Here is a 12,349-nt window from a genome sequence, read left to right as displayed (position 1 = left end):
CGTGAATTTTCAAAGGTTATCGTAAAATGCGTTTGATATCATTGGCTTGTGCAATGAGTTGGTAAAATGTGTCAAAATCTTTCTTGATGAGCAGCGACCGGAAACGGGCGAGCTGATTGATGTGCTCGTCCAGTACATCAAGCACGTGGTCCCGGTTTTGCCGGAAAATGGGGATCCACATGTTCGGCGAACTCTTGGCCAGCCGTACCGTTGAGCTGAAACCACCGCTGGCCAGCTCGAAAATGCGCCCTTCGTCTCGCTCCTTCTCCAGTACCGTCAACGCCAGCGCAAAGGAACTGATGTGGGAAATGTGGGACACATAGGCAGAATGCAAATCGTGTGCCTCCCGGTCGAGTTCAACGATGGTCATCGGAATGCTTTCGTACATCTTTCGTACTAATTTCACGGCTTCCGGGGCGCTGCGGTCGGCATCAATCAATACAGCGCACTTATGGTCGAAGAGGTTAGGGATTGCCGCCTCCGGGCCGGAAAATTCTGTACCCGCCATAGGGTGAGTAGCCACATATTGTCCACGCTTCGGGTGCATGTCCACTGCATTGAGGAGCTCTGCTTTGGTAGAACCCACATCAATGATTACTTGCTCCTCAATCAAGTCAAGGACTTGCGGCAGCAAAGTCAGCATGGCGTCGACCGGCGTAGCGAGTATAATCAGGTCTGCCTTTTTTACACCTTCTTCAAGAGGCAGGTCCACATCGATCAGCCGTCTTCTTATCGCCTTGTCCAGGTTCTCCTGACTGGCATCAATACCGATGATGTGGCCGGCAAAACCATTTTCCTTTAAGGTAATGGCCAGCGATCCGCCGATGAGTCCGATACCGATAATTGCAACTGTCATATTTAATTTAAAATGTAAATCTGTGTTAATGTGACCCATACGGGCCGTCGGAAATGTAAAAGTTTCTCACTTGATGGCTTCTTAGGCGTAAAGAGCCTTCCTTCTCAAAGGGTTAGGCCATTCGGGTTAGCCCTGAGCCTTCTTTATACTAGCTGTGAAAATGGCAACCAGTTGACCACACTCGTTTAGAACGGGTTCAACAACAGCGCGTTCCAGGAGTGGCTTTGCTTTGATAATTTTAAGGCAGACTTGTGATTCTCTAAGTTCTTTCAAAGCAATCCTCATTTTATGAATGAAATCTTTTCTGGATTCTGCGCTCTGGGCTTCGCCATAAAGCAATGCCGGTGCCGTTCCAGACCGTGTCAGCTGCCCGCCCAAATGCTGCCCTGCGAAAGTTTTAGGTAGTTGTTCAACAAGGTTGAGCACCATCACAGCGAAAGCAATGAGGCGGTCTTCCAGATCATATTTTCGCGTCTTTTCCATATTCAATTCATTTAAGCACTTTACCTTTTTAACTCCGGCTGCTCTCGGCACCGCTCGCCCTTTTCCCTTCGTCAGTTCTACATTTTACATTTTACATTTTTGCATTTCCAACCCTACGCATGGCTTCTTCATAAAGTGCGCCATCACTGCAAAGCGAAATCCGCAGGTACCGGTCGCCCTGAGAACCGAAGATACCGCCCGGGGTGATGAAAACGTTATGCTTGTACAGCACCTCGTCTGCCAGTTCATAAGCATCGGCATACGGATCCGGGATTTTAGCCCAGACGAACATGCCCACCTGCTTCGGGTCGTATTTGCAGTCCAGCGCATCAAAGAGTTGAAAAACCGTTTCCCGCCGTTCAGCATAGACCCCGTTAAGACGTTCATACCAGGAAGCAGGGCTTTTCAGGGCCTGAACTGCGGCAAGTTGCACCGGTTTGAACATACCGGAGTCCATATTGCTCTTGAAGCGCAGCACCACCTTGAGGTAATCCGCCCGCCCGGCCAGCATGCCAATGCGCCATCCTGCCATATTGTGCCCCTTGCTGAGGCTGTTGAGCTCCACGGCTACGTCCTTCGCACCCGGAATGCTCAGAATGCTGTGCTGCTGCTCATTCAGGATGAAGGAGTAGGGGTTGTCATTGACAATCAGGATGCGGTGGCGGAGGGCAAAGGCCACGATACTTTCCAGAAAAGACAAATCTGCCGCCGTCCCTGTCGGCATATTCGGGTAGTTGAGCCACATAATTTTTACCCGGCTCAGGTCGGTGCTTTCCAGCGCTTCCATGTCCGGCAGCCAACCGCGTTCCGGCTCCAGCTTGTATTCCCGGATGGTGGCTCCGGTCAGATTAGATACTGCCCGGTAGGCCGGATAGCCGGGGTTGGGCACAAGCACTTCATCTCCACTTTCGAGAAAAGCCATAGCGATGTGCATCAGGCCTTCCTTGGAGCCCATAAGTGGCAGGATTTCCCCTTCCGGGTCAAGGTTGGCGCCAAACCACTTTTCATACCATTCGGCGAAAGCCGCCCGCAGCTCGGGGATGCCCATATAGCTTTGGTAGCCGTGGACGTCATTATGAAGAACGGCATCGGTCAGCGTGTCGATCACCTCCTGGCTAGGCGGTAAATCGGGGCTGCCGATGCCCAGATTGAGGACAGGCTTGCCCTGGGCGCGCATTTGCGCAATCTCCCGGAGTTTGGTCGAGAAGTAGTACTCCTTAACCTCTCCCAGGCGGCTGGCAGGTTGTACGATCATGTCGGATTTCGCTACTGATTTGGTCATTGCAAAATGAGATTCTGGTAAAGGTTTTTAGAGGAATGCTTTAGTATTCGTAATGCTCACCGCAGGCATAAACGCCGTGCACCTGCAGATTGCGGGTCAGTGGCCGGATCGCGTCGAGAGCCTGCTCGTGCCCTACTTTGCCCTGCACCACGAAGTCGACGTAAAACTGATACTCCCAGGGATGTCCGATGATGGGGGCCGACTGTATTTTGGTCAGGTTGACGTTGTAGGCGGCCATTACAGCCAGCGCTTTGTACAGGCTTCCCACTTCGTGATCGGTCGCGAAAGAGATAGATACCTTTTCCAGAGTAGCATCCAGTTTAGGCGTGCCTTTCTCCAGCACCAAAAACCGGGTGTGGTTCTTTTTATTGGTTTCAATGCCTGGCGCGATAATTTCAAGCCCATACATTTCGGCGGCAAGGGTACTGGCGATGGCACCAATGTGCGACCAGCCATTTTCACTGATCTCCCGGGCGCTGAGGGCGGTGTCTGCCGTTTCCACAAGCCTGATATTCGGGTACTGCGCAAAAAACTCCCGGCACTGCGAGATAGCCATGGGGTGAGAATGCACCTCCCGCAGTGATTCGATTTGCACACCGGGCAATACCATCAGGTTTTGCTTAATGCGTAGGAAAACTTCGCCTGTAATATGCAGCCCCGACTGCTGTAGCAGGGTATAGTTGCGCATAATGCTTCCTGCCAGGGTATTCTCGATAGCCATCAGGCCGATATCTGCTTCTTCCTGCGCTTCCACCATGCCCACCAGGTCTTCAAAGGTATGCGCGGGTACAATTTCCAGGGGCTGATTTTGAAAGCAATGACGGGCAGCCACTTCGTGAAAAGCGCCTGCGTAGCCCTGAATACTGACCCGCAGTGGGGTGGAGGTGGTGTCGCCGGCAGCATAGCCGGCCTGTGTCTTGGTCATGGTTTATGAATTGTTATTCCAATAAAAAAGCCCCGCTTTCGGGCGGGGCTTTCGTTTCGTTCTTATGCTTATGCACATGTACTCAACGGCAGCCCCTTTGGTGGATAGCCAAAAAAGAAAAAGTAAAAAAAGTAATACGCCGCTTTGGGACTGTACATGTGGTTTTGATTTGGTTATTCCCGAAAAAAAAGAAGCCCTGCTTGTACAGGGCTCCTAAATATCTTTTCGCAATCCGCAAGATTTAGCAGCCCTTATGCTCCGGCATAAAAGTAAAAGCTAAAAAAGTAGTTGCGGTAGTTGCGTTCCATTGCTTATTGTTATGATACAAACCTAGGGATTAATTCGGCATTCCGCAAAGTGAAATGCGAATTTTTTTAAATTTTGTTGGGTTTATTGCATTTTTACTGTGCTAACAATTGTTCGTTTGTGGGTTTTGCAAAATAACCCCTCTTTTTTTGAAGAGGTATGAACAAACAATTGTTCGTCTGCTAAGTATTGTTGCGCCAACCAGCATTACTGCCCTTTGAAAATGGGTTTGCGCTTTTCCAGAAAGGCCTGCACCCCTTCTGCGTAGTCCTCGGTCTGCCCGGCCGTGGACTGTAGTTGATCTTCGATGGCTAGTTGCCGTTCCAGATCGTTATCAAGGGCATAGTTGAGGGCACGCTTGGTTAGGCCGAGGCCTACGGTAGGCATTTGGGATAACTTTTCGGCAATTGCCCAGCTCTTTTCCTCGAATTCCTCGTCCGGGAAGAAGTTGTAAATCATGCCGATGCGCTCGGCTTCCACGGCGGGTACTTTGTCGCCCAGCATCATAAGTGCGGCTGCCTTTTGATAGCCAATCAGGCGGGGCAGGGTATAAGTCCCTCCACTGTCCGGGATGAGCCCGATTTTGCTGAACGCCTGAATAAAACTCGCGGACTCTGCAGCGACTACAATATCACACGCCAGCGCAATATTAGCACCTGCCCCGGCGGCCACGCCATTGACGGCGGCAACGATAGGCTTCTCAATAGCCCGCAGCCGGGTCACGATAGGATTGTAATGCTCCGTAAGGATGGTCGTAAGTTCCGGGCCGTCGTCCGCAACAATTTCGCCCAGGTCTTGCCCGGCGCTAAAGGCTTTGCCGGCCCCCGTAAGATAGAGGGCACGGATGGATTCGTCTGTTTTGCACTCGTCCAGCACGCCTTGCAGGGCCAGGGCCATCTCACGGTTAAAGCTATTGTATTTGTCGGGGCGGTTGAGGGTAATGTGCGCTACGGCACCTCGTCTCTCGAGAAGAATGGTGTCCATTGGGTTGGTTTTTCGGTAAAGGTAAAGGGTTTTTTAATGGCATTTAAAGTAGTCGAACGGTTCCCGGCAATCCAGGCAGCGGTAAAGCGACTTGCAGGCGGTAGATCCGAATTGGCTCACCAGCTCCGTATTGACGGAACCGCACTGCGGGCATTCCACTTTGGGCTGTTCGGCAAAAAGGGCGCCTTTATCTGCTGTACCGTCCACGGGGGGCGCGATGCCATACGCTTTCAGCTTTCGGCGGCCGGCTTCGGTCATCCAGTCGGTGGTCCAGGCGGGGTGCAGCACAGTGGTGACGGTGACGTTGTCGTAGCCATGCTCCTGAAGGACTGCGCGAATGTTGATCTCAATGGTATTCATGGCCGGGCAGCCGGAGTAGGTCGGGGTGATAATTACTTCCACGCCGCCATTCTCCTTAAGCTTCACATCACGGATTATGCCCAGATCGGTGACGGTCAGTACTGGTATTTCCGGGTCGGTGACCGCTTCGAGGACGGCCCAAATGTCATCAGTTGTGGTTGCTGTGGTCATAATGGTTAGGACTTTGAAGTACTAACGCTTGTTCGTACGCCTTGGTTGACGGCAGTCCTTATTGGCGTCGTTCCTGCCGCTTCTCCTGATTGAGCCGGTAGTTAAAGGCGAGGATAACACTTTGCGTGCGCCGCCATTGGAAGACCGATTCTTCTTCGTAATTGGGAAGATCGACTTCAGAGCGCCGCTGACGGGTATTGAAGAGGTCGCGCCCGGAAAGCGTGACGGTGCCCCGGTTGTTCAGGACATCCAGAGAAGCAGCAATATCGAGCATGTAAATGGATAAACGCCGCCCCTGTGGCGTACGCTGTGGGGCCGTATAGTCGAAGGAAACCTGCACCTGCCATCGGTCGGTGGGTTTGACCTTGGAGTTGATCTGCCCGCTCATCGTGTAGGTGTCTGCGCTGTAGTCGGTACCTTCAAAGCTGCCCTCAATGATAGCCCGGAAGAGGTTCACATCGCCGGTAATGTCCCACCATTCGGTAGGTTGTACGCTGAGGTTGAGCTCCAGCCCGAAGGCATCGCGCACAGCCAGGTTGACGGGGTAAATGATTGCCGTCCCATCATCTGCAGGGAGCGTCAGGCGTTCAATCACGCCTGTGGTCCGGCGGTAGTAAAGGCTCGTCAAAAAAGTGCCGTTCTTCAGATAGCGCAGGTAACCGGCTTCAAAGGAATTGGTGAATTCCGGGCGCAGGTTGGGATTGCCTATGTTGTTGTTGCGCGGGTTATTGTAATTGGAGAAGGGGAGGAGGCGCCGGAAATAAGGGCGGCTCAGCCGGCGGCTGTAGCTGACCTGCAACTGATCCTTTTCGGTAAGGGAATAAGACAGAGAGGCACTCGGAAAAAAGCTCAGGTAGTCCTGATCGTTGGATTCGCCGGAGCGGAGCAGGGCCGCAGTGATGTCAGAAAGTTCCGCACGCAGGCCCACCTGCACGCCGTAGGGCCCAAATTCATGCCCGCCGATGGCATAGGCAGCGTAGATATCTTCCGTGTATTCCAGCTCGTCATTGAAGTCGGGCAGGGGCGTGTAGGCCCCATCTGCGCCTTCTTCTTCCACAAAGAAATCGTTGTTGACGGTACGAAAAGCAGCCCGCAGCCCGCCTTCGACTTTAGTGCTTTCGCTAATGGGGTAAATGTAATCGGTCTGCAGCAGCATATTGATTTCGTCCTCGGTATTGCTGGAACGCTGCAAGAGTGGCATAGTCGATTCTTCATCCGTCTGCCGGTAGTCGGCTAGTTCGGTATCGTCGTCCAGAATATACTTGAAATTGAAGGTCCATTTCTGATCAGGGTTGTCGTATTGCCGTTCGTAGTTGAGGGTGGCTTCCAGGTTGTGCTCTTCCTCCACTTCGTCGGTACGGCGGACCGTGGTGTTGAGCAGATTGCCCGCCGGGTCAAAGTCCTGGAAGGTGACAGTAGCGCGGTTGTCATCTTCTCCTGTGCGGTAGAGTAGGGCCGCGGTGATGGTATTGCGCTCATTGAAGTTGTAATCGGTGCCCATCTGCAGATAGCCGCCGAGCCCGCCCCGGTTTTGGCTGGTTTCGCTGGTGAAGAAGTTGGTCAGTTCGCCATTCTCAAAAAAGCGCTGTGTTGCATTGCCACCACCTGGCGCCCGCCGGTAATCCAGCCCGAAGTTGGAGAAAAAGTTGAACGCCCGCCTGCGGTAGTTGAGGTTGTAGGAGGCACCGTAATTGGCAGGCTGCCCGGCTGTGAGGCCAAAGGAGCCGTTGAAGCCTTTCTTCTCCTTCTTTTTGAGGATGATGTTAATGATACCGGCTTCCCCTTCTGCTTCGTACCGGGCGGAAGGGTTGGTGATGACTTCCACCCGCTCGATCATGTCGCCCTGCATGCGCTGCAAAGCCTCCGTATCTCCGGCACTCAGCAGGCCGGAAGGTTGGCCATTGATGAGGATGCGCACCCCCTGACTCCCCCTCAGGCTGACGTTGCCTTCCGGGTCCACACTTACGGATGGAACGTTGTCGAGGATATCGGCAGCATTATTGCCGGCATTGGTGAGGTCTTTGCCTACATTAAAGACCCGCTTGTCGAGCTTGAATTCCATTTGGCTGCGCTCGGCACGGACCTCCACTTCCTGCAGGGCAATGGCATCAGTGGACATTTCCACCTTGCCCAGCCTGAGCGTGTCCTGTCCTGCCTGCACTTTAATCGGGCTCCGATAGCGGTCCTCATAGCCCACGTATTGAAACAGGGCGTAGTAATTGCCGGGTTGGGCTTCCAGCAAAAAGCGGCCATCCGTTTCCGTAAGGGCATTGGTCACCATATTGCTATCTGGCAAGGCATACAGACCCACTGTGGCAAAGGGCAGGCTTTTGCTGGTGCCGGTTTCCTGTAGCTGTCCGGTTAGGGGAATAGTAGATTGGGCAAGGGCAAAATAGGGGATGCTTAGCAGAATGAGGAAAAAGGTGCAGCGTGTAAAGGGCATTTCATCTCGGTGTTATTTCAATGGTGTAACGTTGAAATGCCGGAAATGATTAAAAACAATCCCTATAACGCCTTGACCAGGTTGAGCGACTTCATAATCGTGAGGTAAGAGCGGGCAAAGCGGGGCAGGCTGCTGAAGTCCAGGGAGCCGGTGGGGAAGGAGAAGTTGGGAAAGCTGCCCTTGTTCTCATCCACAATTTTGTTAATAGCCCGGCGGATGGCACGTTTGTCGGGCTGTTGGGTGCTATCGTCCAGGTACTTTACGGTGAAGCCGAGGTCGCCGAAGTAGGCCGGCTCGGTAATCTGATAATACAGGTGGAAAAGGTCGCGGTCTGGTTTTGGCACGGCGTAGTTGAACAGGCAGAAGCCGACGATGTAGCCGGGAATAGCCATCGCCATACGCTCGTGCCCGTTTTCCAGGTACCAGTCCATGTGATACAGCTCCCCATTAATGATGGAGACCACGCGGTCGTGGTTGACGGTATGCGTGATGCCAAAAGTGCTGCAGCCCCGGTACATTTCCCGGTAGAAATCCTCAGCCGGGCGCTCTGCCAGTGCTTTAAGCCCCTTGCAGAGGTCTTCGTTTTTGCCAGCGGTGTTCTTGCCGTCGTTTTCGTAGTATTTCCGGTGGAGCTGCTCCAGGGTTTCCATCATAAAGCCCTCAGGCTTGATCAGGTAGTCGAGGCGGAAAATCAGGTCGAGGAGGAGGTAGCCGTAGCTGCTTGCGTAGCGTTTGCAGTCGAGCGCCCCGTGCTCCACTTCCTGCATCACTCCGCCGATGGCCTGCTTGATGTAGCGGTACTTCGCTTCTTTTTCTTCCTGTGGGAGTTCCTTCAGGTGGGTGATTTCCACCGGTTGCAGATTCCGGAACTCCTCGATCAGAAGATCGTCCTGCTTGTCGGCTTTGATGGCGGCTTCGCGCAGGGCGTAGTAGAGTTTGTAAGGCGAGCCGTCGAGGGTGTAGGTGTCGAAAATGATGACGATATTGCCTTCCGGGTCGAGGGTGAAACGGCAGTACTTCAGGTCGAAGTTTTGCTCGAGCAGGCGGCGCAGTACGCCTATGTTGAAGGACTCGGCTTTAACGACCGGTGCCTGCACCCGGATTTTGTGGGGCGTGGCTTTACCCGTCAGCTTTTTGGACCCCTGATACAGCTCGAATTCCAGCCCGCCGGGTATTTCTTTCCAATGTACGTTGTCTTCCTCGTCATCCCGGAGGTAGAGGAGAAAATGCTTGTAGCTTTCCAGAAACTGTTCCTCTTCAAAGAGGTCCTGTGCGCGGTCCCAGGCGTCATATCGGGAGCGCGCCTTATAGGAATCCGTATACCGGCCGAAGCGTATGGACGGTTGTTCCGTATGTTGTACAGCATTCCTGAAAAGGCGGTCGAGTAATCCCATATTGAAACCTGAAAATTAAGGAGCCCGGGCTTTCCGGGTGAATATCTTTAAATTGCGCCTGATTTCGAAGCGGAAAATACTACTTTTAAATCATTACCACTAAACAGATGCCCAAAAAGCACCCTCAATCGCAACCATTAAGGCTCAAAGTGCCGCTGCCGGATCCTTTTCCGGCTTTTGGGTACTCTACGCCTGCTGTGGGATTGGGTTCCTGTTTTGTCGAAGCAGTAGGTGCCCGCCTGCAGCGCCTCAAGCTTCCCGTTGCCCTCAACCCTATGGGCATTCAGTATAACCCGCTGGCCCTCAGCCGGGCATTGCAGTATGGGCTCGGAGAAGTAGCCTTTGCTGAAGACGATTTGATTGAAAGTCAGGGCATCTGGCAGCATTTCGATTTTCACGGGGTGCTGGGGCATCCGGAGCGTGAAGTGGCGGCTCGGCAGATGCAGTTGGCTGTGGAGGAACTGAAAATAGCGGTTGCAGGGATGGACCGCCTGATCATTACCCTGGGCACCGCTTTTGTTTACAAGCACCGGGCCTCCGGGCAGGTGGTGGCCAACTGTCATAAAGTACCCGCTCATGCTTTTCGGAAGTACCGGCTTTCGCCAAAAGCAATCGTGGACGCGCTGCAACCGGTACTTGCAGCCTGCAAAGCCCTCCGGCCCGGACTGGAGGTAGTGCTGACTGTCAGCCCGGTACGACACATCCGGGACGGGGTGGTGGAGAATCAGCGGAGTAAGGCGGCCCTTTTGCTGGCTGCGGAAGCACTGGCGGAAGCTGAATATGTCCACTACTTCCCTTCCTACGAATTGATGATGGACGAACTGCGCGACTACCGGTTTTACAAGACGGACTTTGTGCACCCCTCTGAGGAGGCGGTGGATTACATCTGGTCCTGCTTCGCCTCTGTCGCCTTTGAGGAGGACACCCTGGAACAGCTCAATGCAGTGGAGGCCATCGTACGTGGCAGTGAGCACCGCCCTCTTTTTCCGGCATCGGCAGCACATCAGGCATTCGTGCGGCAGCAGTTGCAGCGGATTGAGCAGCTGGAAGTTCATTTGCCCCGGGCTGACTTTTCCCCGGAGCGGGAGCGGCTGCAGTCCGCACTGCTCAAGTGATTTCAGCAATGTCAACAAACGGTTAAGCCTTTGAGCCCGGCACCCGATTCCTGCGCTTTTTTCCTTAAACTTGCAGCAACTCAATCCACAATCCATCCATGAAGAAGCCCTTGCACCTGACTTTGCTTATTGTATTCGCGCTGCTGTGCGCCTATGCCGGTATCGATATGGTGGAACGAGGGGGCATGGGGCAGCTTTGGGGCTACCGGCCGCTGCTGGCTTTCCTCTCCGGGTGGGGGGCTTTAGTGCTGGGCATCAAGTGGTTCCGCAACGCCCGCTGGCGATGGCTGGGCTTGTCTACCCTGAGTGGGGTGCTGCTCGGTGTAGGGTTTCCGGATTTGCTGCCGGTGCCCTGGCTGATGCTGATTGGCTTTGTGCCCCTGCTCATCGTGGAAAATGAGGTGAGCGAACAAGCCGGAAAAGCCCGCCGCTGGACGGTCTTCAAATACACCTACCATACCTTTGTGCTGTGGAATGTCATCGCAACCTACTGGGTGGCGAATACGGCCTTCGCAGCGGGTATCTTTGCCATTTGGGTCAATGCCCTGCTGATGACCATCCCGGTGCTTTTGTTCCATACGACACGCTGGGTCATGCCCGGGCTGAGGTACGCCGCTTTGATCTGCTACTGGCTGACTTTCGAGTACATCCACCTCAACTGGGAGCTGACCTGGCCGTGGCTTACGCTGGGCAACAGCTTCGCAGAATACCCTAGCCTGCTGCAATGGTACAGCTATACCGGTGTTTTTGGCGGCAGCCTGTGGATTTGGGTGGCGAATGTGCTGGGCCTGAGCATCTGGAATAAGTACCAGGCGAAGGAAAGCTACCGGAAGCCGCTGCTGCAGCTGGGGGCGCTTGTCCTAGTGCCTATGGTGGTTTCTTTGGTATGGTACACGACCTTCACGCCCGAAGGCGAGCCCCGGGAAGTTGCTGTTGTCCAGCCTAATTTTGAGCCGCACTACGTCAAGTTCAGCCTGTCTGAGGAAGAGCAGATCGGCCGTTTCCTGGAGTTGTCCAAATCCGTCGTCCGCCCTGAGACCGACTACCTGGTCTACCCGGAGACGAGCTTCGGGCTGGTTGATGACCAAAAGATCAACCGATACCCGGCGGTGCGCCGCATCCGCAATGAGCTGGGCGGTTTTGAAGGGCTGAAGCTCATCACCGGCATTGATGGCTACCATGTTTTTCAGGAAGGCGAGCCCCTGAGCCCAAATGTCCGGGAGCAGGTTCGCCGCAATGGTGATACCCTGAGGTACGAAGTGCTCAATGCCGCCGTACAAGTGGAAATTGGAAAGGAAGAAGTCCCGCTCTACCGTAAGTCCAAGCTGGTGCCCGGGCCTGAAATTTTCCCCTTCAAGGAGGCGCTGTTTTTTCTGGAGCCCCTGGTGGAACAACTGGAAGGCACTACAGCAGGCGTAGGCACACAGCCTGAGCGCTCGGTACTGAGCAGTGGCAGCGGCAAGGTTGCCCCGGCTATCTGTTACGAATCCATTTTTGGCGAGTACGTCAACGGCTACATCCGAAAAGGTGCTCAGGCCATCTTCATCATGACCAACGACGGATGGTGGGACCATACCGCCGGGCATCGCCAGCACCTCTACTTTGCCTCCCTGCGGGCCATTGAGACCCGCCGCAGCATCGCCCGTTCTGCCAATTCCGGCATTTCCGCCTTCATCGATCAGCGGGGGGACATCCTGCAGCCTACGCGTTACGACGAGGCGGCGGCTATCCGGCAGGACATCTTGTTCAGCGACCGCGTGACCTTCTACGTTCTTTGGGGAGATTTGATTGCGCGCATTGCCCTGTTTGGGTCGGCTCTTTTGCTGCTGAATACCCTGGTGCGGGGCTTGTTGCCGGGGAGGAAGGGTGAAGGTTAATTTTTAAAGTATATAAGGTTAAAGGGGCAGGAAGCTCACCGGGTGTACTATGCCAAGCTGTTGCCAGGGCATTCACCCGGTGTGCTTTTTGCTGGGTCTCATGGTCAGCACGCCCGGCGAAAGGAGAGCGCCGGGCGAGACAGCCTCACCGGG

General features: G+C 54.1%; 10 protein-coding genes. 2 read left to right on the top strand and 8 right to left on the bottom strand.

The features are described 5' to 3' along the window. Positions 1 to 16: 16 nt before the first annotated feature. The 8 genes from MRY86_RS11345 to MRY86_RS11310 form a co-directional block, all read right to left on the bottom strand. The gene (locus tag MRY86_RS11345) at positions 17 to 856 is read right to left on the bottom strand and encodes a prephenate dehydrogenase (protein WP_293566126.1); all 840 of its coding nucleotides are present in this window, start codon (positions 854 to 856) and stop codon (positions 17 to 19) included. A gap of 126 nt (positions 857 to 982) precedes the next feature. Beyond that, complete coding sequence (locus MRY86_RS11340) at positions 983 to 1,339, bottom strand: four helix bundle protein (protein ID WP_293566124.1); 357 nt, start codon at positions 1,337 to 1,339, stop codon at positions 983 to 985. Between the two features lie 91 nt (positions 1,340 to 1,430). Then, positions 1,431 to 2,621, bottom strand: coding sequence for an aminotransferase class I/II-fold pyridoxal phosphate-dependent enzyme (locus MRY86_RS11335; RefSeq protein ID WP_293566122.1), 1,191 nt, complete (start codon positions 2,619 to 2,621; stop codon positions 1,431 to 1,433). Positions 2,622 to 2,661: 40 nt separating this feature from the next. Continuing rightward, positions 2,662 to 3,546 carry a prephenate dehydratase gene (locus MRY86_RS11330; protein WP_293566120.1) on the bottom strand — a complete coding sequence of 295 codons (885 nt, stop codon included), beginning with the start codon at positions 3,544 to 3,546 and terminating at the stop codon, positions 2,662 to 2,664. A gap of 513 nt (positions 3,547 to 4,059) precedes the next feature. After that, positions 4,060 to 4,836 carry an enoyl-CoA hydratase-related protein gene (locus MRY86_RS11325; RefSeq protein WP_293566118.1) on the bottom strand — a complete coding sequence of 259 codons (777 nt, stop codon included), beginning with the start codon at positions 4,834 to 4,836 and terminating at the stop codon, positions 4,060 to 4,062. 33 nt (positions 4,837 to 4,869) lie between these two features. Then, a complete protein-coding gene (paaD, locus tag MRY86_RS11320) occupies positions 4,870 to 5,367 on the bottom strand; it encodes a 1,2-phenylacetyl-CoA epoxidase subunit PaaD (RefSeq protein ID WP_293566116.1) in 498 nt (165 codons plus the stop codon). Positions 5,368 to 5,425: 58 nt separating this feature from the next. After that, positions 5,426 to 7,810, bottom strand: a complete 2,385-nt coding sequence (locus MRY86_RS11315; RefSeq protein WP_293566114.1) for a TonB-dependent receptor — start codon at positions 7,808 to 7,810, stop codon at positions 5,426 to 5,428. 62 nt (positions 7,811 to 7,872) lie between these two features. After that, a complete protein-coding gene (locus MRY86_RS11310) occupies positions 7,873 to 9,204 on the bottom strand; it encodes a hypothetical protein (RefSeq protein ID WP_293566112.1) in 1,332 nt (443 codons plus the stop codon). A 107-nt stretch (positions 9,205 to 9,311) separates the two neighbouring features. Between MRY86_RS11310 and MRY86_RS11305 the strand changes: the two genes are divergently transcribed. Both MRY86_RS11305 and lnt read left to right on the top strand, forming a co-directional pair. Further along, positions 9,312 to 10,319, top strand: a complete 1,008-nt coding sequence (locus MRY86_RS11305) for a GSCFA domain-containing protein (RefSeq protein WP_293566110.1) — start codon at positions 9,312 to 9,314, stop codon at positions 10,317 to 10,319. A gap of 98 nt (positions 10,320 to 10,417) precedes the next feature. Beyond that, on the top strand, positions 10,418 to 12,196 hold the full coding sequence (gene lnt, locus MRY86_RS11300; protein ID WP_293566108.1) for an apolipoprotein N-acyltransferase: 1,779 nt from the start codon (positions 10,418 to 10,420) through the stop codon (positions 12,194 to 12,196). Positions 12,197 to 12,349 lie beyond the last annotated feature (153 nt).

The organism is Phaeodactylibacter sp., assembly GCF_022763345.1.
Classification (GTDB): Bacteria; Bacteroidota; Bacteroidia; order Chitinophagales; family Saprospiraceae; genus Phaeodactylibacter.
This window is presented reverse-complemented; position numbering and strand designations above follow the sequence as displayed.

Bases quoted from the DNA above. Each gene is read 5' to 3' on its own strand.
- MRY86_RS11345 (WP_293566126.1), bottom strand. From the start codon at position 856: ATGACAGTTGCAATTATCGGTATCGGACTCATCGGCGGATCGCTGGCC.
- MRY86_RS11340 (WP_293566124.1), bottom strand. From the start codon at position 1,339: ATGGAAAAGACGCGAAAATATGATCTGGAAGACCGCCTCATTGCTTTC.
- MRY86_RS11335 (WP_293566122.1), bottom strand. From the start codon at position 2,621: ATGACCAAATCAGTAGCGAAATCCGACATGATCGTACAACCTGCCAGC.
- MRY86_RS11330 (WP_293566120.1), bottom strand. From the start codon at position 3,546: ATGACCAAGACACAGGCCGGCTATGCTGCCGGCGACACCACCTCCACC.
- MRY86_RS11325 (WP_293566118.1), bottom strand. From the start codon at position 4,836: ATGGACACCATTCTTCTCGAGAGACGAGGTGCCGTAGCGCACATTACC.
- paaD (WP_293566116.1), bottom strand. From the start codon at position 5,367: ATGACCACAGCAACCACAACTGATGACATTTGGGCCGTCCTCGAAGCG.
- MRY86_RS11315 (WP_293566114.1), bottom strand. From the start codon at position 7,810: ATGCCCTTTACACGCTGCACCTTTTTCCTCATTCTGCTAAGCATCCCC.
- MRY86_RS11310 (WP_293566112.1), bottom strand. From the start codon at position 9,204: ATGGGATTACTCGACCGCCTTTTCAGGAATGCTGTACAACATACGGAA.
- MRY86_RS11305 (WP_293566110.1), top strand. From the start codon at position 9,312: ATGCCCAAAAAGCACCCTCAATCGCAACCATTAAGGCTCAAAGTGCCG.
- lnt (WP_293566108.1), top strand. From the start codon at position 10,418: ATGAAGAAGCCCTTGCACCTGACTTTGCTTATTGTATTCGCGCTGCTG.